Source organism: Sulfitobacter sp. 1A15258 (assembly GCF_043557045.1).
GTDB classification, from domain to species: Bacteria; Pseudomonadota; Alphaproteobacteria; order Rhodobacterales; family Rhodobacteraceae; genus Sulfitobacter; species Sulfitobacter faviae.
In genome coordinates, this window is record NZ_JBIFFK010000002.1 from 389,036 (window position 1) to 409,598 (window position 20,563).

At 62.6% G+C, this 20,563-nt stretch carries 22 protein-coding genes; 11 read left to right on the top strand and 11 right to left on the bottom strand.

Features of this window, described 5'->3' with window-relative positions; translation table 11 throughout:
* Window positions 1–277 precede the first annotated feature (277 nt).
* The 8 genes from sucD to ACGYK9_RS06035 all read right to left on the bottom strand — a co-directional run bounded on the left by sucD (window position 278) and on the right by ACGYK9_RS06035 (window position 6,492).
* On the bottom strand, window positions 278–1,165 hold the full coding sequence (gene sucD / locus ACGYK9_RS06000; RefSeq protein ID WP_067261915.1) for a succinate--CoA ligase subunit alpha: 888 nt from the start codon (window positions 1,163–1,165) through the stop codon (window positions 278–280).
* Window positions 1,166–1,217: 52 nt separating this feature from the next.
* Window positions 1,218–1,904 carry a hypothetical protein gene (locus tag ACGYK9_RS06005; protein ID WP_394413090.1) on the bottom strand — a complete coding sequence of 229 codons (687 nt, stop codon included), beginning with the start codon at window positions 1,902–1,904 and terminating at the stop codon, window positions 1,218–1,220.
* Between the two features lie 73 nt (window positions 1,905–1,977).
* Entirely contained in the window at window positions 1,978–2,271 is a 294-nt protein-coding gene (locus tag ACGYK9_RS06010; RefSeq protein WP_394413093.1) for a hypothetical protein, read from the bottom strand.
* A gap of 134 nt (window positions 2,272–2,405) precedes the next feature.
* Complete coding sequence (gene sucC / locus ACGYK9_RS06015) at window positions 2,406–3,599, bottom strand: ADP-forming succinate--CoA ligase subunit beta (RefSeq protein ID WP_394413096.1); 1,194 nt, start codon at window positions 3,597–3,599, stop codon at window positions 2,406–2,408.
* 223 nt (window positions 3,600–3,822) lie between these two features.
* Entirely contained in the window at window positions 3,823–4,854 is a 1,032-nt protein-coding gene (locus ACGYK9_RS06020; RefSeq protein ID WP_394413099.1) for a MaoC family dehydratase, read from the bottom strand.
* The gene (locus tag ACGYK9_RS06025; protein ID WP_067261906.1) at window positions 4,854–5,057 is read right to left on the bottom strand and encodes a DUF1737 domain-containing protein; all 204 of its coding nucleotides are present in this window, start codon (window positions 5,055–5,057) and stop codon (window positions 4,854–4,856) included. The genes ACGYK9_RS06020 and ACGYK9_RS06025 overlap by 1 nt, the downstream gene beginning before the upstream one ends.
* 14 nt (window positions 5,058–5,071) lie before the next feature.
* Window positions 5,072–5,629, bottom strand: coding sequence for an NnrU family protein (locus ACGYK9_RS06030; RefSeq protein ID WP_394402592.1), 558 nt, complete (start codon window positions 5,627–5,629; stop codon window positions 5,072–5,074).
* Window positions 5,626–6,492, bottom strand: coding sequence for an HpcH/HpaI aldolase/citrate lyase family protein (locus ACGYK9_RS06035; RefSeq protein WP_394413102.1), 867 nt, complete (start codon window positions 6,490–6,492; stop codon window positions 5,626–5,628). The genes ACGYK9_RS06030 and ACGYK9_RS06035 overlap by 4 nt, the downstream gene beginning before the upstream one ends.
* 303 nt (window positions 6,493–6,795) lie before the next feature.
* Between ACGYK9_RS06035 and ACGYK9_RS06040 the strand changes: the two genes are divergently transcribed.
* The 10 genes from ACGYK9_RS06040 (at window position 6,796) to ACGYK9_RS06085 (ending at window position 15,483) form a co-directional block, all read left to right on the top strand.
* The gene (locus ACGYK9_RS06040) at window positions 6,796–7,122 is read left to right on the top strand and encodes a hypothetical protein (RefSeq protein ID WP_271689346.1); all 327 of its coding nucleotides are present in this window, start codon (window positions 6,796–6,798) and stop codon (window positions 7,120–7,122) included.
* Between the two features lie 177 nt (window positions 7,123–7,299).
* Window positions 7,300–8,415 (top strand): PRC-barrel domain-containing protein, encoded by a 1,116-nt coding sequence (locus ACGYK9_RS06045; RefSeq protein WP_394413105.1) that lies wholly within the window; start codon window positions 7,300–7,302, stop codon window positions 8,413–8,415.
* A 154-nt stretch (window positions 8,416–8,569) separates the two neighbouring features.
* Window positions 8,570–9,532, top strand: coding sequence for a malate dehydrogenase (mdh, locus tag ACGYK9_RS06050; protein ID WP_394413108.1), 963 nt, complete (start codon window positions 8,570–8,572; stop codon window positions 9,530–9,532).
* A 253-nt stretch (window positions 9,533–9,785) separates the two neighbouring features.
* Window positions 9,786–10,169 (top strand): succinate dehydrogenase, cytochrome b556 subunit, encoded by a 384-nt coding sequence (gene sdhC, locus ACGYK9_RS06055; protein WP_067261898.1) that lies wholly within the window; start codon window positions 9,786–9,788, stop codon window positions 10,167–10,169.
* Window positions 10,170–10,180: 11 nt separating this feature from the next.
* Window positions 10,181–10,552 (top strand): succinate dehydrogenase, hydrophobic membrane anchor protein, encoded by a 372-nt coding sequence (sdhD, locus tag ACGYK9_RS06060; protein ID WP_067261896.1) that lies wholly within the window; start codon window positions 10,181–10,183, stop codon window positions 10,550–10,552.
* A 28-nt stretch (window positions 10,553–10,580) separates the two neighbouring features.
* Window positions 10,581–12,386 (top strand): succinate dehydrogenase flavoprotein subunit, encoded by a 1,806-nt coding sequence (gene sdhA / locus ACGYK9_RS06065; protein ID WP_322329225.1) that lies wholly within the window; start codon window positions 10,581–10,583, stop codon window positions 12,384–12,386.
* Complete coding sequence (locus tag ACGYK9_RS06070; protein ID WP_394413111.1) at window positions 12,386–12,721, top strand: hypothetical protein; 336 nt, start codon at window positions 12,386–12,388, stop codon at window positions 12,719–12,721. The genes sdhA and ACGYK9_RS06070 overlap by 1 nt, the downstream gene beginning before the upstream one ends.
* Before the next feature lie 10 nt (window positions 12,722–12,731).
* Window positions 12,732–13,511, top strand: a complete 780-nt coding sequence (locus tag ACGYK9_RS06075; protein ID WP_067261891.1) for a succinate dehydrogenase iron-sulfur subunit — start codon at window positions 12,732–12,734, stop codon at window positions 13,509–13,511.
* 54 nt (window positions 13,512–13,565) lie between these two features.
* A complete protein-coding gene (locus ACGYK9_RS06080) occupies window positions 13,566–13,781 on the top strand; it encodes a hypothetical protein (protein ID WP_067261889.1) in 216 nt (71 codons plus the stop codon).
* A 52-nt stretch (window positions 13,782–13,833) separates the two neighbouring features.
* The gene (locus ACGYK9_RS06085) at window positions 13,834–15,483 is read left to right on the top strand and encodes an FAD-binding dehydrogenase (RefSeq protein ID WP_394413114.1); all 1,650 of its coding nucleotides are present in this window, start codon (window positions 13,834–13,836) and stop codon (window positions 15,481–15,483) included.
* Window positions 15,484–15,674: 191 nt separating this feature from the next.
* Here ACGYK9_RS06085 and deoD read toward each other — a convergent pair whose 3' ends face one another.
* The 3 genes from deoD to ACGYK9_RS06100 form a co-directional block, all read right to left on the bottom strand.
* A complete protein-coding gene (gene deoD, locus ACGYK9_RS06090; RefSeq protein ID WP_209217445.1) occupies window positions 15,675–16,379 on the bottom strand; it encodes a purine-nucleoside phosphorylase in 705 nt (234 codons plus the stop codon).
* 199 nt (window positions 16,380–16,578) lie between these two features.
* Window positions 16,579–16,923 carry an H-NS family nucleoid-associated regulatory protein gene (locus ACGYK9_RS06095; RefSeq protein WP_394413117.1) on the bottom strand — a complete coding sequence of 115 codons (345 nt, stop codon included), beginning with the start codon at window positions 16,921–16,923 and terminating at the stop codon, window positions 16,579–16,581.
* A gap of 83 nt (window positions 16,924–17,006) precedes the next feature.
* Window positions 17,007–18,974: a methylmalonyl-CoA mutase family protein gene (locus ACGYK9_RS06100; protein ID WP_394413120.1), complete on the bottom strand. Its 1,968-nt coding sequence runs from the start codon at window positions 18,972–18,974 to the stop codon at window positions 17,007–17,009.
* Window positions 18,975–19,139: 165 nt separating this feature from the next.
* Here ACGYK9_RS06100 and ACGYK9_RS06105 point away from each other — a divergent pair, with 165 nt between their 5' ends.
* Complete coding sequence (locus ACGYK9_RS06105) at window positions 19,140–20,537, top strand: 1-acyl-sn-glycerol-3-phosphate acyltransferase (protein WP_394413122.1); 1,398 nt, start codon at window positions 19,140–19,142, stop codon at window positions 20,535–20,537.
* The last annotated feature ends 26 nt before the right edge of the window (window positions 20,538–20,563 follow it).

Consider the following 20,563-nt stretch of genomic DNA (forward strand, 5'->3'; position numbering starts at 1 on the left):
GGGACAGGGTCAGAATCAGGGTCGGTCTATAGTCAGGCCCGGGGCGGGGGGCCATAGGTATCGAAGGCGGAGGCGCAGGGCCCTGCGGGGCCGCCGGATCGGGCGCTTGCCCGCGGGCCGGCCCCGGGCGAAAGCGGGCAGAGATTGACCGCGGTCTGAATGTGCATCTTGCCCTCCTTCGCTGTCGGCGGCGCCGGGTGGTTTTTATCAAGACCCCGCAAAACATAGTGCTTTGCGGAGTGGGTCAATGGGCGGGCCATGGCCCGCCCGGCGGGCATCAGCCCTTGTCGATCGCTTCTTTGACCGCTTCGCCCAATGTGGCGGGGCTGTCTGCCACGACGATACCGGCTTCTTTCATTGCTTCGATCTTGCTCTCCGCGTCGCCCTTGCCACCGGCGACAATCGCGCCCGCGTGGCCCATGCGGCGTCCGGGAGGGGCGGTGCGGCCCGCGATGAAACCGGCTGTGGGCTTCCAACGGCCCTTCTTCTTCTCATCGGCGAGGAACTGTGCCGCTTCCTCTTCGGCGGAGCCGCCGATTTCGCCGATCATGATGATCGACTGTGTCTCGTCATCGGCAAGGAACATCTCCAGCACGTCGATATGCTCGGTCCCTTTGATCGGGTCGCCACCGATGCCCACGGCAGAGGACTGGCCGAGGCCCATGTCGGTGGTCTGCTTGACGGCCTCATAGGTCAGGGTGCCCGAGCGCGACACGACGCCGACGGAGCCGCGGCGGTGGATGTGGCCCGGCATAATGCCGATTTTGCAGGCGTCAGGCGTGATGACACCGGGGCAGTTCGGGCCGATGAGGCGCGATTTGGAACCTTCGAGCGCGCGGGCGACGCGGGCCATGTCGAGCACCGGGATGCCTTCGGTGATGCAGACGATCAGTTCCATCTCGGCGTCGATCGCCTCAAGGATCGAGTCGGCGGCGAAGGGGGGCGGGACGTAGATCACGGAGGCATTGGCCTCGGTCGCGTGTTTGGCTTCATGCACGGAGTTGAAGACCGGCAGATCGAGATGCGTTTGACCGCCTTTGCCCGGTGTCACGCCGCCGACCATCTTGGTGCCATAGGCGATGGCCTGTTCGGTGTGGAACGTCCCCTGTGAGCCGGTCAGACCCTGACAGATGACTTTGGTGTTTTCGTTGACTAGTACGGCCATGATTTCTTCCTTGGTCGGTGATGTTTAATCCCGGGGGCAGGCCCCGGGGGCGTCAGACGCGGTGCGCCCGGTTGGTGGGATGGACCGTGGCAGGCGCAGGGCCGGGCCACAGCAGGATGGCGGCGAGGAACATGACCGGGATGCCAAGCTCCCCGATCTCCTCGACGACGAAGGCGGTGCGTTCGGCATCGGCGCTGACCTCGATCCCCAAGGGGGCGAGTTTGCGCGCGATGCCGTCGAGCAGTTTGTAAGCGACGGTGAAGCCGATCCCTAGCAGGACGGCCCCCGCCCAAGCGCGGCCCCGAAACAGAGCCGTGAGATAGGGCCGGGCGTGACGCCAGAGCATCAGCAGGATCGCGGTGACGATCAGCGCAAGGATCAACCCGGCGATCAGCCTTTCGCCCAGCGGGACGCCCTCACCAGTATACTGCCGGGCTTTAAACAGGCCGCGGGTGAACAGGCTTTTGTCGAGGTCCAACTCACGCGCCGCCATGACCGCGAGTACCAGCGGCAGATACCAGACCCGCAACACCGCGCCGCGCAGGGTCCAGACCAATGCGAGAATGCAAAGGATGTAACCCACGACGGAGAGGCTTTCGTAAAAGCCGCCTTCGGCCAGTAGCGTGGTTTGGGTGGCGGCGGGCAGGCCGTTCACGACGACCATCTGCGCGGCAAAGGCCAGGATCAGGGCAAGGATCACCCACCAGCCCGCGCGGGAAGAGGCAAGCGCCTGTGTCATAGGCCCGCCTTTCGCGGGGCGCCGTCGCGCTTGGCCGCATGTTGAATAAAGGGGGCGAGCGACAGCACGGGCATCAGTAAAGTTGCGCATCTTGATCGACCAGCAGGTCCAGCACCCGCAGGGTCAGCAGACCCGCGCCCATGATCATCAGGCTGCGGCCGATGGAGCCGGTGAAGTTTGACGGCAGGATCATCGCCAGCCCGTCACGGGATTTCCGCGCGGCGCGGCGCAACCCGCGGTCGCGGCGGCGGTGGGTGGCGGCTTCGGGCAGACGCAGGGCCGCGGGTTGCCACTGCCGGATCAGAATTCCAGCCCCCAATAGCGCAATACCCGTCAGAACGGGGGAGGATTTGGGAGATTGATCCATACTGACCTCATTGCATCATCGGGTGGGCGCGGCGCGGTGTCGTCGCATCTGCCCCCGCCGTCATGGGGCGGCGGGAACGGTGATATCGGCCATGCCTGCGGGGCACAGTGCCCCGCAGGCATGGCCGAAAAGGCTTAGCCTTTGACCGCTTTCACGATCTTCTGCGCGCCATCTTTCAGGTCGTCGGCGGCGATGACGTCGAGACCGGAGTTGTTGATGATCGCCTTGCCTTCTTCGACATTGGTGCCTTCGAGACGGACAACCAGCGGCACTTGCAGGCCGACTTCTTTCACCGCGGCGACAACGCCTTCGGCGATGACGTCGCAGCGCATGATGCCGCCGAAGATGTTGACGAGGATGCCTTTGACGTTCTCGTCAGAGGTGATGATCTTGAACGCCTCGGTCACCTTCTCCTTGGTCGCGCCACCGCCCACGTCGAGGAAGTTGGCAGGCTCCGCACCGTAGAGCTTAATGATATCCATGGTGGCCATCGCCAGACCCGCGCCGTTCACCATGCAGCCGATCTCACCGTCGAGCGCGATGTAGTTCAGGTCATATTTGGAGGCTTCGAGTTCCTTGGCGTCTTCCTCGGTCTCGTCGCGCAGGTTTGCGATGTCGGGGTGGCGGTACATGGCGTTGCCGTCGAAACCGACCTTGGCGTCAAGCACTTTCAGGTCGTTGCCGGGCATGACGATCAACGGGTTGATCTCCAGCATCTCCATGTCCTTCTCGATGAAGGCTTTGTAGAGCTGACCCATCAGCTTGACGCATTGTTTGACGGCAGCGCCTTCGAGGCCCAGCGAGAAGGCCACGCGGCGGCCATGGTAGGGCTGGTAGCCGGTCGCCGGATCGACGGAGAAGCTGAGGATTTTCTCAGGTGTCGCTTCGGCGACTTCTTCGATGTCCATGCCGCCTTCGGTGGAGCAGACAAAGGAGATGCGGCTGGTCTGGCGATCAACCAGCAGGGCGAGGTACAGCTCACGCTCGATATCCGAGCCGTCTTCGATGTAGATGCGGTTGACCTGCTTGCCTGCCGGGCCGGTCTGGTGCGTGACCAGTGTCTTGCCCAGCATCTTCTTGGCTTCCTCGGCCGCTTCTTCCACGGATTTGGCAAGGCGCACACCGCCCTTTTCGCCAGCGGCTGCTTCTTTGAAGCTGCCCTTGCCGCGACCGCCTGCGTGGATCTGCGCTTTGACAACCCAAAGGGGCCCGTCCATTTCGCCGGCTGCGTTCTTGGCGTCTTCTGCCTTCAGCACAACGCGGCCGTCGGAGACAGGGGCGCCATAGCTGCGCAGGAGGGCTTTTGCCTGATATTCGTGGATGTTCATAAAAACGGTCCCGTTTCTGTTCCAGTTGCCCCGTAGTATGGGGATGACTTTCGTTCCTGTAAGGGTTTTTTCGGAGAAAGCCGGGTTTGGCCAGCTAAAAATGAGTTTTGTGATCACACGATAATTACGTGTGATCACATTTCCACTCAGCAGCTCCGAATCGGCTGATTTTTGCTTGAATAAGGGGGGATAGGCCGCCCCACCGAAGGGGCGGACCGGCTGTTTAGCGCGGCATGAGCGCCCAGTAATCGAGGTCAAGCAAAACCTCGGAGCGGTATTTTCCGGCCGCATCGCGCAGCTCGAAGGGGGCGCCGCCCTTGGTCGCCACAAGGCGCAGACGCAGCGCACCGACACCGGGGGCCGACGTCTCGGCCTTATCGAGCACTTCGGTCCAGGCACGGACGGTATCGCCCGCAAGGCAGGGGTTGGCATGGGCGCCGCCGTTCAGCCCCACGACCATCTGCGCATTGGCCAGCCCGTTGAAGGACAGCGCGCGGGCCATGGAGATTACATGGCCGCCATAGATCAGCCGCGAGCCGTCGGGGCGGGCGGAGGTGTCGAAATGCACCTTGGCCGTGTTCTGCCACAGGCGCGTGGCCATCATGTGTTCGGCTTCCTCAATCGTAACGCCGTCGACATGGTCGATCTTTTCGCCGATCGCGTAGTCGCCCCAGCGGTGCGGCTCCCCGGCGCGGGCGAAGTCGTAATTGGTAAAGTCGAGGCCCTGCGGGATGTGCAATTGATCCACGGTCAGCGCATCGGGCAGGTCCGGCAGGGCGGTCTCGGGCGCGGGGGCGTCGAGGTCGCCTTTGCGGACCATGACCCAGCGGACATAGTCCAGCACCTTTTCGTCATTCTGGTTCAGCCCGGTGGTGCGGACCCAGACGACGCCGGTCTTGCCGTTGGAGTTTTGCTTGAGGCCGATGACCTCGCTTTCCGCGCGCAGCGTGTCACCGGGCCAGACGGGGCGCAGCCAGCGGCCTTGGGCATAGCCCAGATTGGCCACGGCGTTGAGCGAGACATCGGGCACGGTTTTGCCAAAGACGATGTGAAAGGCGATCATATCGTCGAGCGGGCTGGCCTTCAGCCCGCAGGACTGCGCGAAACTGTCAGCGGAATAGAGCGCGTGCCGGGCGGGGTAGAGCGCGTGATAGAGCGCACGTTCGCCCGCACCGACCGTGCGGGGCACCGCGTGATGCAGCACCTCGCCCAGTTTGTAGTCTTCGAAAAAGCGGCCGCGGTTGGTCTTGCTCATCACTGCTCGCCCAGTTTTGTGTCGGGCGAATAGGTGCCGGGGGCGTCTTTCACCACGGCTTGGCCGCAGCGCATGACCCCGGCCTTGTGGTCCCATGTTTGGGTGGGAGAGCCGTAAAGCTCCCAGCCTTTGTTCAGCGCATCGGTGACCTTGTGGCAAAAGGCGGATGTGTCTTCTTCGGAGAGGAAGCGGTAAACTTTCATGGAAGGCTCCGGGGTCAATGGGGGAAGGGGATGACGCCGAGCCATGTGTGAATGCCGGCGACGAGAACGAAGAGGATCGTGGAGATCACGATGAGGCGGATATAGGTAGCGCGGCCCGCGTGGGGCGGGGGTGTCCAGCCCGGCTCGGCGCGGTTGATCAGGATCACCTCGCTCACCGCCCAGCCCAGCATGGTGGCAAAGAGCAGGATGGAAGCGAGATCGCCATTGACCAGAAGGTGTGCCGTGGCCCAGATCTTCACCGCCAGCAGTTGCGGGTGGCGGGTTTTATAGGCGGGCCATGCCTTGGCGCCCTTGGCGGCGCTGGAGCCGAAGACCCAAAAGGCCAGCACCATCAACAGGTTGTTGATGTGGATGAAGAAGCTCGGCGGGGTCCAGACCGGAATGAACTCCGCCGCGCGATAGCCCCAGATGATGAGGGCCAGCGCCACGACCAATGCGGCGGCCACCGCGCCCCGGCCTGCGGTGCCCATCTGCGCCCGTTGGGCAGGCATCAGGCGTTTGAAGAGATGGGCCCCGATCCAAAGGATCAGGCCGAGGATGAGGATTGTCATGGCGAAGGCTCCGGGCTCATGGCTGCAATTGCCGCCAGTTTTGCCAGTGTTTCGCGGGCGGTGGCAACATGGAGATTTTCCACGATTTTACCATCGACGACCGCCACGCCCTGACCTGCGGCCTGTGCCTCTTCATAGGCGTCGATCTGGCGGCGGGCGAGGGCGGCTTCTTCCTCTGACGGGGTAAAGGCGGCATTCGCGATGTCGAGCTGCGCGGGGTGGATCAGCGTTTTGCCGTCGAATCCCATGTCGCGGCCCTGTTCGCATTCGGCGCGCAGGCCGTCTTCGTCTTTGAACGCGTTATACACCCCGTCGATGATCGCCACGCCATGCGCTTTGGCGGCCAGCAGGCAAAGCCCGAGGCCGGTCATCAGCGGCAGCCGGTCGGGGCGGAAGCGGGTTTGCAGGTCTTTCGCCAGATCGTTGGTGCCCATGACCATGGCCTGCAACTGGCGGTGTCCGGCGATGGCGGCGGCGTTGAGCATCGCACCGGGGGTTTCCATCATCGCCCAAAGGGGGATGTCGCCCACGATCTCGGCCAGCGCTTCGAGATCGGCGGGGGAGCCGACTTTGGGCAGGAGAATCGCATCGGGGTTCATTGCGGCGGCGGCGCGGGCGTCATCGGCGCCCCATTCGGTATCGAGCCCGTTGATCCGCACCACCCGCATCCGCGCGCCGTAGCCGCCTTCGGCCAGTGCCTCGGCCAATGTTTCACGTGCAGCGACCTTCTCATCGGGGGAGACGGCATCTTCGAGGTCGAAGATCACCGCGTCGCAGGCCAATCCGCGGGCCTTGTCCAAGGCACGGGGCTTGGAGCCGGGAATGTAGAGAACGGAACGCAGGGGGCGGGTTGTGGCGGTCATGAAAGGCTCCTCGGGCAGGGCGGCGCGCTGGCCGCCTAACATTGTTGCGCACAGAGGGGCATTTTTATGCGAAAACTTCAAGGCAAAACATGCCGCGACGCAGCGAAGCTGTTGCGGTGATTTCCGCGCGGCGGATTAACCAGTCTTTCAGCCTTGGGGCGCACTCCCTGTTGCGTCGCATCTGAGGCAGTTTCCAGCGCAGCGGATGCAGTCATTTCAACCAAGGCTGCTTTGGGGCCGGTGCGAAAGACGGCGCATTGCCATCCCCCAAGGATCACGCCTTTCGATGCGAAGGCAGATGCTATGACAGGTTTCGTTAAATTTCTTCACCTCGCGGCGCTCACCGCCGCTTCGGCGATTGTGTTGGCCACCACGACCGAGGCGCAGACGCCGCGCAATTGCGCGCCGCGCGATCATGTGGTGCTGCGGCTGGCCGATGGCTATGGCGAGACGCGCCAGTCCATGGGACTGGGCGGCGATAATGCGGTGGTTGAGGTTTTCGCCTCCAACCAGACGGGCAGTTGGACGATCACGGTCACCGGGGTCAACGGTATCACCTGTCTCGTCGCCTCGGGCCAGGGGTTCGAGACGCTGGCAGAGGAGTTGCCCGCCAAGGGCGAAGACGCCTGAGGGCGGAATATATCGTGGAAGCGCGGGCGGCCTGGGGCCGCCTTTTCCGTGTTTGGGGCCTGCCGCTGCTTGGGCGAAGTCCCGCCATTTATTTGTGCCGCCGTGGAACTGGAAAGGGCCATCCGGGTTGTGGTTCCAGAAGAGCAAGCAACGCTCATTTTTGGAAGGAGACCTACAATGAAACGTTTTCTGAGCACCACGGCCATCGTATTGACCATGACCGGCGCAGCCTTTGCTGACGCGCATTCCGAAGGCTTTGGCAACGTTGCCGTAGAGCAGACAGATTTCCTTGCATCCGACCTGATCGGCATGCGCATCTACAACTCCGAAGCCGAAGTTGACGCGGCCACCCCCGTTGCCGATGGCGCCGAGCAGGAGTGGGATGATATTGGCGAGATTAACGACATCATCGTGTCGCAGGACGGCGAAGTGACTGCCGTGATCCTTGGCATCGGCGGCTTCCTCGGCATGGGTGAACGTGACGTATCCATCTCCATGGACAAGATTCGCATCCTGAACGATGAAGGCGGTGAGCGCTTCCTCGTTGTGAACACCTCGAAAGAGATGTTGGAGCAAGCGCCTGAGTTCGAACGCCCCATGATGGACGGCGAGCAGATGGAAGGCGACGCCATGAACGAGACTGACGCGAACGTCACCGTCATCAATGGCGAGACCGAAGCCGAAGAAATGGCGAACGATGTCGAAGCCGAGACCGAGGAAATGGCCAATGACGTAGAGGCCGAGACCGAGGAACTGGTGCAAGACACCGAGAACACGGCCGAGAACCTTGAAGCCGAGACCGAAGAGATGGCCAATGACGTAGAGGCCGAATCCGAGGAAATGGCGCAAGAAGCCGAAACCATGATGGAGAACGCCGAAGCCGAGACAGAAGAAGCTGTCAACGAAGCCGAAGCCAACACCACCGTGATCACAGGCGACGAAACCGTTGAGCGTGAACTGCTGCCGCGCCCCGAAGTTGAGCGTGAAGGCTATGCCAACGCCGAAGCCGAGATGATCGAGCAGATGAGCGCCGAAGACCTCGAAGGCTCCTATGTCTATGGTGCCAACGATGAGACCGTCGGTGAAATCGACTCGCTGCTGATCGGCGACAACGGCCAGATTGACCGTGTTGTCATCAACGTGGGCGGTTTCCTTGGTCTGGGCGAAAAGCCGGTGGCCGTGACATTTGACGAACTTCAGGTTCTGCAAAACGTGGAAGGCGACGACGTGCGCATCTACATCGACAGCACCGAAGAGCGTCTGGAATCGCAGCCTGAGTACCAAGGCGACTAATTCTTCGCCTTAAAGTTCAGCAATTGGCCGCCCCTCGGGGCGGCCTTTTTCGTGGTGAGGGCAGGGGTTAGCCGCCCGCCAGTGCTGCAACTTGCACGGGACCGCGCATTTCGGTATCTCCGGCGCAAATGAAACCTCTGTCGGAGACATGACCATGGCCAGACCCAAAATCGCGCTTATCGGCGCGGGGCAAATCGGCGGCACTCTCGCCCATCTCGCAGCGTTGAAAGAATTGGGCGATGTCGTCCTGTTCGACATTGCCGAGGGCACCCCTGAGGGCAAAGCTCTCGATATCGCGTCGTCGGGCCCCTCGGGCAAGTTCGACGCCACGATGTCGGGCACTCAAGATTACGCTGACATCGCGGGCGCGGACGTCTGCATCGTCACCGCCGGTGTGGCGCGCAAGCCGGGCATGAGCCGCGACGACCTGCTAGGCATCAACCTCAAGGTTATGAAATCCGTGGGCGAGGGCATCGCCAAACACGCCCCCGACGCCTTCGTCATCTGCATCACCAACCCGCTTGACGCGATGGTCTGGGCGCTGCGCGAATTCTCGGGCCTGCCGCACAACAAGGTTTGCGGCATGGCTGGCGTGCTGGACTCCGCGCGTTTCCGCCACTTCCTCGCAACCGAGTTCAACGTCTCGATGAAAGACGTCACCGCCTTCGTTCTGGGCGGCCACGGCGACACGATGGTGCCGCTGGTGCGTTACTCCACCATCGCAGGCATCCCGCTGCCGGATCTGGTCAAGATGGGCTGGACCACGCAGGACAAGCTCGACGCGATCGTGCAGCGCACCCGTGACGGCGGCGCCGAGATCGTGGGCCTGTTGAAGACCGGTTCGGCCTTCTACGCGCCCGCCACCTCCGCGATCGAGATGGCCGAAGCCTACCTCAAGGACCAAAAGCGCGTGTTGCCCGCGGCGGCGCATGTCGATGGGGCCTACGGCTTGAACGGCTTCTATGTGGGCGTGCCCACCGTGATCGGCGCAGGCGGTGTTGAGCGTGTCGTCGAGATTTCGATGAACAAAGACGAGCAGGCGATGTTCGACAACTCCGTCAACGCGGTCAAAGGTCTGGTCGAAGCCTGCAAAGGCATCGATGAGAGCCTCGCCTAAGCTTCCCGGCATATGGGTTCGAAAGCGCGTCCCAATCGGGGCGCGCTTTTTCGTTCGGGAGAGGGGGCATTTTTGTGATCACACGATAATATGCTGTGATCACAAAAGCGGGCAGGACCACATCACTCTGTCATTTTTCCACCGAAACACCGCCCAAACCCCGCAGATTCCCCGCAGTTCCCCGTGACAGTCCTGTAAAAACCGCTATCAAGATGCAAAGCACAGGACAAAGCACAGGACAAAGGACCGCGCCATGGCCGATGTGAACCGGGGTAACCGCCCGCTATCCCCGCATTTGACGATTTATCGCCCCCAATTGACTTCCATGACGTCGATTCTCACCCGGATCACCGGCAACGCGATGCTGATCACCGCGCTGCTGATCGTGTGGTGGTTCCTCGCCGCGGCCACGTCGCTTGAGTATTTCGACACGGTGAACGGGATCATGACCAGCTGGTTCGGTGATCTGGTCTTTACCCTGTCGCTCTTGGGCCTGTGGTATCACACGCTGGCCGGTGTTCGGCACCTGATCTGGGACACGGGCCGCATGCTCGATATCCCCACCGCGGAAAAGCTGGGCTGGACCGTGCTGATCGGATCGGTCGTGCTGACCATCCTGACCATCATCATCGTTTGAGGAGCGACACCATGGCATACATGACAGATCGCAAACGCGCCCGCGGCCTTGGCTCGGCGAAAACCGGCACCGCGCATTTCTGGGCGATGAAAGTCTCCTCGCTGGCGCTGTTGGTTCTGATCCCGCTGTTCGTCTTTACCTTCGGCAGTGCGCTCGGCGGCAGCTATGAAGAGATCCTTGCCTATTACGCGCGGCCCTTCCCGGCCATCGTGGCGGCGCTGACGCTGATCGTGGGCTTTAAACATTTCAATGACGGCGTGCAGGTGCTGATCGAGGACTATGTCCATGGGCTGGCCAACAAAGTCGCCCTCATCGTGATGACCATCATCAGCTACGGCGCAGCAGCGGTCGGCGTTTTCGCCATCGCCAAGCTCGCCCTGTAACAATACGCCCAAACGGGAGACCGATTAAATGGCAGCATATGAATACGAAACCCACGAATATGACGTTGTCGTGGTGGGTGCAGGCGGTGCTGGTCTGCGCGCGACTTTGGGCATGGCGGAGCAGGGGCTGCGCACGGCCTGTATCTCAAAGGTGTTCCCGACCCGCAGCCACACCGTGGCGGCGCAGGGTGGCATCGCCGCGTCCTTGAGCAACATGGGCCCCGACAACTGGCAGTGGCATATGTATGACACGGTCAAGGGCTCGGACTGGCTGGGAGATACCGACGCGATGGAATACCTCGCCCGTGAAGCGCCCAAGGCGGTTTACGAGCTTGAGCATTACGGCGTGCCCTTCTCGCGCACCGAAGAGGGCAAGATCTATCAGCGTCCCTTCGGCGGCCACACCACGGAATTCGGCGAAGGCCCGCCCGTGCAGCGTACCTGCGCCGCCGCTGACCGGACCGGTCACGCGATCCTGCACACGCTTTACGGCCAGTCGCTGAAGCAAAGCGCGGAATTCTTCATCGAATATTTCGCCATCGACCTGATCATGTCGGACGACGGTGTCTGCCAAGGTGTGCTGTGTTGGAAGCTTGACGACGGCACCATGCATCTGTTCAGCGCCAAGATGGTCGTGCTGGCGACCGGCGGCTATGGCCGCGCCTATTTCTCGGCGACCTCGGCGCATACCTGCACCGGCGACGGCGGCGGCATGGCGGCCCGTGCGGGTCTGCCGCTGCAAGACATGGAATTCGTTCAGTTTCACCCCACCGGCATCTACGGTGCGGGCTGCCTGATCACCGAAGGCGCGCGCGGCGAGGGGGGTTATCTGACCAACTCCGAGGGCGAGCGTTTCATGGAACGCTACGCGCCGACCTATAAAGACCTAGCATCCCGTGACGTTGTTTCGCGCTGCATGACGATGGAGATCCGCGAAGGCCGCGGTGTGGGCGAGAATAAGGATCACATCCACCTGCACCTCAACCACCTGCCGCCGGAGACGCTGGACCTGCGCCTGCCGGGCATCTCGGAATCCGCACGCATCTTTGCCGGTGTGGACCTCACGAAAGAGCCGATCCCGGTGCTGCCCACCGTGCACTACAACATGGGCGGCATCCCCACGAACTATTGGGGCGAGGTGCTGAACCCGACTGCGGACAACCCCGACGCCATCGCACCCGGCCTGATGGCCGTGGGCGAGGCGGGCTGTGCCTCGGTACATGGGGCGAACCGTCTGGGTTCCAACTCGCTCATCGACCTCGTGGTCTTTGGCCGCGCCGCCGCGATCCGCGCCGCCAAGATCGTCGACGCCGACAGCCCGGTGCCCGCGCCGAACCTCAAATCGGTCGAGAAGGCTTTCGATCGCTTCGACGGTCTGCGCAATGCCAAGGGCGGCACGCCGACTGCCGAACTGCGCCTTGAGATGCAAAAGACTATGCAGGCCGATGCCGCCGTCTTCCGCACCGACAAGACGCTGGAGGAAGGCCGCAAGAAGATGATCGACGTGGCCGACAAGCTGAACGATTTGCATGTCACCGACCGTAGCCTCGTCTGGAACTCGGACCTGATGGAGACGCTGGAGCTGACCAACCTGATGCCCAACGCCACCGCCACGATCACCGCCGCCGCCGCGCGGAAAGAGAGCCGGGGCGCGCATGCGCATGAGGATTATCCGGACCGGAACGACGACGAATGGCGCAAGCATTCGCTGGCCTGGTTCGACGGCAACGATGCCAAGCTGACCTACCGCGCCGTGCACCTTGATCCGCTGACAAAAGAGGATGAAGGCGGCATCGACATGAAGAAGATCGCCCCCAAGGCACGGGTGTATTGATGGTCCGCACAGCACTCATCGCGGCCACGTTGCTCGGCCTGTCGGCCTGTGTGGAGGTTCAGCAGGCGGTGGATGACACCGCCCGCCAGACCTCCAAAGGCGTGGTGACCGAGGTTCTGGCCACCCGTTTTCCGCAGGTGCCGAAAGAGCTGATCACCCCCTTCACCGATTGCATCATCGACAATGCTGACGCGCTGGAGCTGCGCGAATTGGCCCGCGCCACCGTGGTCGGCGTGGACGACACAACAACGGGCACCGTGCGCACCATCCTGTCGCGCCCCGAGACCCGTACCTGCCTGCTGGCCGCCGCGCCCGCAGCTGGCATGACGCTTTAGGAGACGCATAATGGTTCAACTGACGCTTCCCAAGAACTCCCGCATGACCAGCGGCAAGACATGGCCCAAGCCCGAAGGGGCGACCAATCTGCGCGAGTTCCACATCTACCGCTGGAACCCCGATGACGGGAAGAACCCGGCGCTGGATACCTATTTCGTCGACATGGACGATTGCGGGCCGATGATTCTCGACGCTCTGATCAAGATCAAGAACGAGATCGACCCCACGCTGACCTTCCGCCGCTCCTGCCGCGAAGGTATCTGCGGCTCTTGTGCGATGAACATCGACGGGATCAACACGCTGGCCTGCACCTACGGCATGGAAGAGATCAACGGCGTGGTGAAGATCTACCCGCTGCCGCATATGCCGGTGGTCAAGGACCTCATCCCCGATCTGACTCACTTCTACGCCCAGCACGCCAGCATCCAACCGTGGCTGGAGACCGACACGCCCGAGCCGCGCAAGGAGTGGAAACAGTCGATCGACGATCGCGCCAAGCTCGACGGTCTGTATGAGTGCATCATGTGCGCCTGCTGTTCGACTTCCTGCCCCAGCTACTGGTGGAACGGCGACCGCTACCTCGGGCCAGCGGCCCTGCTGCATGCCTACCGCTGGATCATCGACAGCCGGGACGAGGCGACGGGCGAGCGTCTGGATGACCTCGAAGACCCCTTCAAGCTCTACCGCTGCCACACGATCATGAACTGCGCCAAGACCTGCCCCAAGGGGCTGAACCCGGCGGCGGCGATTGCCAATATCAAGAAACTGATGGTCGAGCGCACCGTCTAATCCACCCAATCCGACAGGAAGGCCCGGCCAAGCGCCGGGCCTTTGGTTTTTCCCATGATCCTGCCCTTCGTCATCGTTATCGTCTTTGTGATCGTGCTGATCTTTGCCCGTCGCAACGCGCCCACGCGGGACTGCCGCTGGCGCGAAGACCGGGCGGGGGACAAAGGCGCGCTGCGCAAATACCACTGCGTAGCCTGCGGGGCCGAAGCCTACCGCAGCGAAGGCCCACCTGACCGCTGCCTCAAAGGGCTCGACACCCCGCGTCTGTGACTTGCTTTTGCCCCCAACCCACCGCAAGCTTGCGGGAACTGGGGAGGCGGCAATGGGTGAGCGTTTCAAAGCAGATGTGATCGTCGTGGGCGCGGGTTTGGCCGGCATGGTTGCCGCCCATGAGGCCGTGCTACGTGGCCGCCGGGTGCTGCTCATGGACCAAGAAGGCCCGCAAAGTCTCGGCGGGCAGGCCTATTGGTCGCTCGGCGGTCTCTTCATGGTCGACACGCCCGAACAGCGCCGCATGGGCATCCGCGACAGCGCGGAACTCGCCTATCGCGACTGGATGGGCTCGGCGCAGTTCGACCGGGCGGTGGACGCCAACCCCCGCAAGCTTGCCGAAGGGTTCATCGACTGGGCGGCAGGCGACATGCGCGCTTGGCTGCACCAGATTGGCCTGCGCTGGTTCCCGGTCGTCGGCTGGGCCGAGCGCGGCGGGGCAGGGGCCCATGGCCACGGCAACTCTGTTCCGCGCTTTCATATCACTTGGGGCACCGGCATCGGCGTCGTCGCCCCCTTCGCGCGGCTGATGCAGGAATACGCGTCAGCGGGCAGGCTGCGCCTTGCCTTCCGCCACCGCGTCACGCGGCTGGTCACAACGGATGGCGCGGTCACCGGCGTGGCGGGCGAGGTGCTGGAAGACAGCGACGCCCCGCGCGGTCAGAGCACATCGCGCAATGTCACCGGCGACTTCGAACATGCCGCCGAGGCCGTCATCCTCACCACCGGCGGTATCGGCGCAAACCACGACCTCGTGCGGCAACACTGGCCCAAAGACCGCCTCGGCCCCGCGCCGCGCCACATGGTCAGCGGCGTGCCCGACTACGTCGACGGCAAGATGCACGCCATCGCCGCAAAGGCCGGGGCGGGGCTCATTAACGAAGACCGCATGTGGCACTACTGCGAAGGCGTGCAAAATTGGGATCCGATCTGGCCCAACCACGGCATCCGCATCCTGCCCGGCCCCTCGTCCATGTGGTTCGACGCGCACGGCGACCGGATGGAGGCGCCCTGCCTGCCCGGCTTCGACACGCTCTCGACCCTCAAACGCATCCTGCAAGCATGCGAGCACAGCTGGTTCATCCTGACGCAAAAGATCATCGAAAAGGAATTCGCCCTCTCGGGATCCGAACAGAACCCCGATCTCACCTCCGGCAAATGGGGCGAAGTCCTAAAAGCACGGCTCGGCAAGGGGGCAACCGCCGCAGTCGAGGCCTTCAAAGAAAAAGGCGCGGACTTCATCGTCGCCGAGGATCTGGAAACCCTCGTTTCCCGCATGAACGCCCTCACACCCGAGAGCCCCGTCGCCCTAGAGCACATCCGCGCCCAGATCAAAGCCCGCGACGGCCAATTGGGCAACCCCTTCGCCAAAGACGCCCAGATCACCGCGATCCGCGGCGCCCGCAACTACCGTGGCGACCGCCTGATCCGCACCGCCAAACCCCACGCCATTCTCGATCCGGCCAACGGCCCGCTCATCGCCGTGCGGCTCAACATCCTCACCCGAAAATCCCTCGGGGGCCTACACAGCGACACCCAAGGCCGCGTGCTCACGCCTGCGGGCACCATCCTCCCCGGCCTCTTCGCCGCCGGAGAGGTCTGCGGCTTCGGCGGCGGCGGCTACCACGGCCACAACGCCCTCGAAGGCACCTTCTTGGGCGGCTGCCTCTACTCCGGCCGCCTCGTCGGCCAACACGCCTGAAAGACGCGCCACACCCCCTCCCTTCATCCTTTCCCAAATACCTTCCGCACTCTCCCCACACGCGAGCGCCAACCAACGAAGCACCCCCCTCGCTCACACCACCCGCCAAGCCACGAAAAAAGGCGCGACCCCCGCCGCGCCCCTTCATCCTTTTTCAAATACCAATCCCGCCCTCTCAGCAGGCGCCGCACTCAGGCAAAGGCCGCCTCCAGCGCAATCTCGACCATATCGCCAAAACTCTTTTCGCGATCCTCCGACGGCAACGCCTCGCCGGTCTGCAAATGATCGCTCACCGTCAACACCGCCAAGGCACGCCGCTTGTGCCGCGCGGCCAGCGTGTAAAGCTCCGCCGCTTCCATCTCGACACCGAGGATGCCATGGCGCACCATCTGCTCGTCAAGGTCGGGGCGCTCCGCATAAAATACATCCGAGGAATAGATCCCGCCCACATGGGTCTTGGCCTCCAGCTTTTCGGCGGCAGCGACAGCAGCGCTCAAAAGGCCGTAATCGGCGCAGGGGGCGTAGTTCAATTCGCGGAAAATGCCGGAGGAGGGCGAGGTGATGGTGCTCGCCGTCATGGCGATGATCACGTCGCGGATGCCGACGTGGGATTGCATGCCGCCACAAGAGCCGATGCGGATCAGGGTCTGCGCGCCATATTCGGTCATCAACTCATTGGCGTAGATCGACAGAGACGGCATGCCCATGCCCGAGCCTTGGATCGTCACCCGGTTGCCGCGCCATGTGCCGGTAAAGCCCAGCATACCGCGCACTTCGTTGACCAGTTCGGCCCCTTCGAGAAAGGTCTCCGCCGCCCATTTCGCGCGGTAGGGGTCGCCGGGCATCAATACGGTTTCGGCGATATCGCCGGGTTTCGCGCCAATATGGACGGTCATTTCTGTCTCCTGATGTTTGGCGCATTTTGCCCGCGCAAGGCGGGCTTCACAAGGGCTGCGGTGGGGCAGGGGGCGTGACGTAAACTTCCGCTCGGCGCCGTGCGGGCGGTGACTATCGAATTCACATTTCCGTTAGCAATAAAAAAGCGCCGGTGAATTGCTATTCAACCGGCGCGAAGTTCCCGTATTTCGGGAAGTATTAAACCCGCATCGTTTCCGGATCGGAACCATTCTCTACTTGGGCGCGGAACCAATTTGGCTGGCGGCCTTTTCCGGTCCAAGTCTGGGACGGGTTCTCTGGATTGGCGAACTGGGGTTTCGATTTCGGACCGGCGGAGGCTTTGCGCGGCTTCTTGGCCTTCTTGGGCGCGGGGGCCTCATCAGCTAACTCATTCAGGGAAAAGCCATATTCCGCCGCTGCCTTTTGCGCTGCCTTGCGTGCGGCGCGGCGTTCGCGCGCCTGTGCGGCCTGCAATGCCTTTTTGACATCCGACAGAAGTTTCTCCAGTTCCTTACGGCTCATGGATTTCAGGTCTTTTTCCATATCTGATATTTCCTTTCCAGATTGTGCTGGTAGAGGGAATTATAGCGCCAATAGGTTAATTGCACGATGTATTTTGTGTCAGCCTATTCCGCCGCCACCGCTTTGGGATCGGCGAGCGTAATAATATCCTGCATGATGACGTTCAATTCGAAGTCCTTCGGCGTATAGACCTGCGCAACTCCAGCGGCGCGCAAACGGGTGGCGTCGGCCTCGGGAATGATGCCGCCGACGATGACGGGAATATGGGTCAACCCGGCCTCGGCCATGCGTTTCATCAGGTCTTCGACCAGGGGCACGTGAGAGCCCGAGAGGATCGACAGGCCGACCACATGGGCGGCTTCCGTTTGTGCTGCTTCGACGATCTCCGCAGGCGTCAGACGGATGCCTTCATAGCTGATGTCCATGCCGCAATCGCGGGCGCGGACGGCGATCTGCTCGGCCCCGTTTGAGTGGCCGTCGAGCCCCGGTTTGCCGACGAGGAATTTCAGCCTGCGGCCCAGTTTGTCGCTGACCGCGTCTACCGCATCGCGCAGGTCGTCCAGGCCTTCGGTCTTGTTGGACTGGCCTGCGGAAACCCCTGTGGGGCCACGATATTCCCCGTGAACGGCGCGCATCTGCGCGGCCCATTCGCCGGTCGTCACCCCGGCTTTCGCGGCGGCGATGGAGGCGGGCATGATGTTCTCGCCCGCCTGCGCCGCGGCGCGCAGATCGGCCAGCGCCTGTTTCACGGCACCCGCGTCGCGCGCGCTGCGCCATGCGTCGAGCCGGGCGAGCTGGTCGGCCTCGGCGCCGGGGTCGGATTGCATGATATCGCCCGCGCCGGTCATCAGGGGCGAGGGCGCGCCTTGCTGCCATTTGTTGACGCCGACCACGACGGTTTCGCCGCTTTCGATGCGGCGCAGTCGGTCGGCATTGCTTTCGACCAAACGTCCTTTCATGTAATCGATCGCGGAAATCGCGCCGCCCATACCGTCGAGATTCGCCAATTCGGCCCGCGCGCCTTCTTTGAGCAATTCGACCTTGGCATCGACCGCCGGGTTGCCGTCGAATAGATCGTCGAATTCCAAAAGATCCGTTTCATGGGCCATGATCTGCTGCATCCGCATCGACCATTGTTGATCCCAGGGGCGGGGCAGGCCGAGGGCTTCGTTCCATGCGGGCAATTGCACGGCGCGGGCGCGGGCTTTTTTCGACAGGGTCACGGCCAGCATTTCGATGAGAATACGGTAGACGTTATTCTCGGGCTGTTGTTCGGTCAGCCCCAGCGAATTGACCTGCACCCCATAGCGGAAACGACGGAATTTTGGGTCTTCAACCCCATAGCGCTCGCGGCAAATCTCGTCCCAAAGATCTACAAAGGCGCGCATTTTGCACATTTCAGTGACGAAACGGATGCCTGCGTTCACGAAGAAGGAAATCCGGCCCACCAATTTCGGGAAATCCTCTGCCGGGACGCGGGGTTTGAGCGCGTCGAGCACGGCGGTGGCGGTGGCCAGAGCGAATGCCAATTCCTGTTCCGGCGTCGCGCCCGCCTCTTGCAGGTGGTAGGAACAGACGTTCATCGGGTTCCATTTCGGGACATTCGTATAGCAGAATTCGGCCACATCCGCGATCATCTTGAGCGATGGCGCGGGCGGGCAGATATAGGTGCCGCGGCTGAGGTATTCCTTGATCAGGTCATTTTGCACCGTGCCTTGCAGCTTGGAGACATCCGCGCCCTGTTCCTCGGCCACCGCGATGTAGAGCGCCAGCAGCCATGGGGCGGTGGCGTTGATCGTCATTGAGGTGTTCATCTGTTCCAGCGGGATGCCGTCAAACAGCGCGCGCATATCGTCGAGGTGATTGACGGGCACGCCCACCTTGCCCACCTCACCACGGCTGAGCACATGGTCGCTGTCATAGCCAGTTTGGGTCGGCAGGTCGAAGGCCACGGAAAGCCCGGTCTGCCCGCGCTCAAGGTTCGAGCGGTAAAGCGCGTTAGACGCGGCGGCGGTGGAATGGCCCGCATAGGTGCGAATGAGCCAGGGGCGGTCTTTCTGCGGTTGGGTCATCGTGGCCTCATGAATCTGGGTGGAAATAAAGTTGCGTCATGACGTTGATAAGGGAAATAATATGCCTCTGTCAATTCGCTGCGTTGCGGCATCACTCGGGCCGCTTAGGTAGGCGGGAAACAGATAAATATTGTCCTCTCGCCCCCGCGCTGTAAGGGTTAAGCCATGACGCAGACTGTGCAATTGCCCCTTTGGCTGTTCATCCTCATCGTGGTTTTCGCAGCCGTCACGGCGCTGAGCCATTTTCTACTGCCGTCGGTGCGTTGGTTCTTTCGCCGGCGGCTTGAGCGGGCAGTGGCGCGGTTGAACAAGCGGCTGACGCGGCCCATTGAGCCCTTCAAACTGGCGCGGCGGCACGACATGATCCAGCGGCTGATCTATGATCCGGAGGTCAGCCAAGAGATCGTCAACTATGCCCGCAGCAACGGCGTGCCGGAAAACGTGGCCTTTCAAAAGGCGCGGGAATATGCGCGCGAGATCGTGCCGCGGTTTTCGGCCTTCGCCTATTTCAGTTTCGGCATCCGCTTGGCGCGGCTGTTGACCAATACGGTCTACCGGGTCGAGACGGCGGTGAGTAACGAGACGACATTCGCCGCGCTACCGCGGGATGCCACGGTGGTCTTCATCATGAACCACCGGTCGAACATGGATTACATGCTGGTGACCTATCTCGCCGCGCGGTCTTCGGCGCTGAGCTATGCGGTGGGGGAATGGGCGCGGGTTTGGCCGCTAAGCACGTTGATCCGCTCCATGGGGGCCTACTTCATCCGGCGCCGGTCGCGCGGGGCGCTCTATCGCAAGGTCTTGGCGCGCTATGTGCAGATGGCCACGACGGGCGGGGTGACGCAGGCCTTCTACCCCGAGGGCGGCTTGAGCCTGACTGGGGCCTTGCAGCCGCCGAAGGTTGGGCTTCTTTCCTATGTCGTGGATGGGTTCGACCCCGAGGGCGCGCGCGACATCATCTTTGTGCCCGTGGCGATTAACTATGACCGGGTGCTGGAGGACCGCGTGTTGATCGCCGCCGGGCAGCGCGGGGACCGGCGTTTCGGAGCGCGGATCACGGTGGTTGTGGGCTTCGTGCTGCGCAAGATGTGGCGGCGGCTGCGCGGGCGCGACACGCGTTTTGGCACGGCGGCGGTGACCTTTGGCGATCCGCTGTCGCTGCGCCGTACCGGGGCCGGGGTGCCGGTATCCGAGTTGTCGGAGATTTTGATGGACCGGATCGCGCAGGCGATGCCGGTGCTGACCGTGCCGCTGATCGCGCGGGTGATGTTGCAGGCCGCGCGCCCGATGAAGGAGGCCGATCTGCTGGCCGAAGTGGCTGCCACTTTGGAGCAGATGCCACCGCGCAATCGGGTGCCGAAGCCAGAAGTCCTGCCCGAACGGGTCGCCCGCGCCGTCGCGCGGCTCAAGAAACGTGGCGTCATTTCCGAAGGCCCGGAGGGGCTGGAGATCGTCGAGGGGCAGGGGCCTGTTTTGGCCTTCTACGCTAATTCCATTGCACATTTCCCCTCGGAGAATGCTGCACCTGCGGCAGAAATTGCTGCGACTGCTGGGTCATAAAATTACAAACGGCGGCATCTAGGGGT

What these genes read in the sequence shown, in the direction of transcription:
- ACGYK9_RS06100 (WP_394413120.1), bottom strand. Translation starts at nt 18,974, where the DNA reads ATGACCCAACCGCAGAAAGACCGCCCCTGGCTCATTCGCACCTATGCG.
- ACGYK9_RS06095 (WP_394413117.1), bottom strand. Translation starts at nt 16,923, where the DNA reads ATGGAAAAAGACCTGAAATCCATGAGCCGTAAGGAACTGGAGAAACTT.
- mdh (WP_394413108.1), top strand. Translation starts at nt 8,570, where the DNA reads ATGGCCAGACCCAAAATCGCGCTTATCGGCGCGGGGCAAATCGGCGGC.
- ACGYK9_RS06010 (WP_394413093.1), bottom strand. Translation starts at nt 2,271, where the DNA reads ATGGATCAATCTCCCAAATCCTCCCCCGTTCTGACGGGTATTGCGCTA.
- ACGYK9_RS06030 (WP_394402592.1), bottom strand. Translation starts at nt 5,629, where the DNA reads ATGACAATCCTCATCCTCGGCCTGATCCTTTGGATCGGGGCCCATCTC.
- ACGYK9_RS06040 (WP_271689346.1), top strand. Translation starts at nt 6,796, where the DNA reads ATGACAGGTTTCGTTAAATTTCTTCACCTCGCGGCGCTCACCGCCGCT.
- ACGYK9_RS06070 (WP_394413111.1), top strand. Translation starts at nt 12,386, where the DNA reads ATGGTCCGCACAGCACTCATCGCGGCCACGTTGCTCGGCCTGTCGGCC.
- sdhD (WP_067261896.1), top strand. Translation starts at nt 10,181, where the DNA reads ATGGCATACATGACAGATCGCAAACGCGCCCGCGGCCTTGGCTCGGCG.
- ACGYK9_RS06075 (WP_067261891.1), top strand. Translation starts at nt 12,732, where the DNA reads ATGGTTCAACTGACGCTTCCCAAGAACTCCCGCATGACCAGCGGCAAG.
- sdhC (WP_067261898.1), top strand. Translation starts at nt 9,786, where the DNA reads ATGGCCGATGTGAACCGGGGTAACCGCCCGCTATCCCCGCATTTGACG.
- ACGYK9_RS06025 (WP_067261906.1), bottom strand. Translation starts at nt 5,057, where the DNA reads ATGAAAGTTTACCGCTTCCTCTCCGAAGAAGACACATCCGCCTTTTGC.
- ACGYK9_RS06045 (WP_394413105.1), top strand. Translation starts at nt 7,300, where the DNA reads ATGAAACGTTTTCTGAGCACCACGGCCATCGTATTGACCATGACCGGC.
- ACGYK9_RS06085 (WP_394413114.1), top strand. Translation starts at nt 13,834, where the DNA reads ATGGGTGAGCGTTTCAAAGCAGATGTGATCGTCGTGGGCGCGGGTTTG.
- ACGYK9_RS06035 (WP_394413102.1), bottom strand. Translation starts at nt 6,492, where the DNA reads ATGACCGCCACAACCCGCCCCCTGCGTTCCGTTCTCTACATTCCCGGC.
- deoD (WP_209217445.1), bottom strand. Translation starts at nt 16,379, where the DNA reads ATGACCGTCCATATTGGCGCGAAACCCGGCGATATCGCCGAAACCGTA.
- sdhA (WP_322329225.1), top strand. Translation starts at nt 10,581, where the DNA reads ATGGCAGCATATGAATACGAAACCCACGAATATGACGTTGTCGTGGTG.
- ACGYK9_RS06020 (WP_394413099.1), bottom strand. Translation starts at nt 4,854, where the DNA reads ATGAGCAAGACCAACCGCGGCCGCTTTTTCGAAGACTACAAACTGGGC.
- ACGYK9_RS06080 (WP_067261889.1), top strand. Translation starts at nt 13,566, where the DNA reads ATGATCCTGCCCTTCGTCATCGTTATCGTCTTTGTGATCGTGCTGATC.
- sucC (WP_394413096.1), bottom strand. Translation starts at nt 3,599, where the DNA reads ATGAACATCCACGAATATCAGGCAAAAGCCCTCCTGCGCAGCTATGGC.
- ACGYK9_RS06005 (WP_394413090.1), bottom strand. Translation starts at nt 1,904, where the DNA reads ATGACACAGGCGCTTGCCTCTTCCCGCGCGGGCTGGTGGGTGATCCTT.
- sucD (WP_067261915.1), bottom strand. Translation starts at nt 1,165, where the DNA reads ATGGCCGTACTAGTCAACGAAAACACCAAAGTCATCTGTCAGGGTCTG.
- ACGYK9_RS06105 (WP_394413122.1), top strand. Translation starts at nt 19,140, where the DNA reads ATGACGCAGACTGTGCAATTGCCCCTTTGGCTGTTCATCCTCATCGTG.